The sequence below is a fragment of the Streptomyces sp. JJ36 genome (assembly GCF_021696945.1).
In the GTDB taxonomy this organism is placed as follows: domain Bacteria; phylum Actinomycetota; class Actinomycetes; order Streptomycetales; family Streptomycetaceae; genus Streptomyces.
The window spans coordinates 1-470 of sequence record NZ_JACYHE010000194.1 but is presented as its reverse complement, the minus strand read 5'-3'; the positions used below and the strand labels follow the sequence as shown (position 1 = coordinate 470).

The 470-nt window shown below is 76.0% G+C and carries 1 pseudogene; it reads left to right on the top strand.

Annotated elements, in window-relative coordinates:
* Positions 1 to 22: 22 nt before the first annotated feature.
* Positions 23 to 470, top strand: a pseudogene (locus tag HOY81_RS27135) (hypothetical protein); the annotation flags it as partial.

Below are 470 nucleotides of genomic sequence, written 5' to 3'. Positions count from 1 at the left end.
GTTCGCGCGGGAGGTGTTCGCGGTGATCCGGCAGGGCGCGCGGCGGACCACCGACAGCGGGCAGCGGGTGTCGCTGCCGGCCCGGCCCGGCGTACGGCCCCGCACCGGCCAACTCGACACCCCGGGGCCCGCAGCAGGTGGCGCGCCGGAAGGCCCACCGGACGAGGCGCGGGACGGGGCGCCGGACACGGTGCCGGACACCGAGTGCCCGCCCGGGCTGGCCTGCGAGTGGATCGCCGCACCGCACCGGCGCTACCGGAACGACGCGGGCGAGCCGGACTACGGCAACCACGACAAGGCGGACCGGCCCGGCTCCCTCGGCATCGACTACATCGTGGTGCACGACGTGGAGGGGTACTGGGAGGGGGCCACCCGCCTCGTCCGGGACCCCGGCTACGTCTCCTGGCACTACACCCTGCGGTCGTCGGACGGGCGGGTGGCGCAGCATCTGCGGACCAAGGACGTGGGCT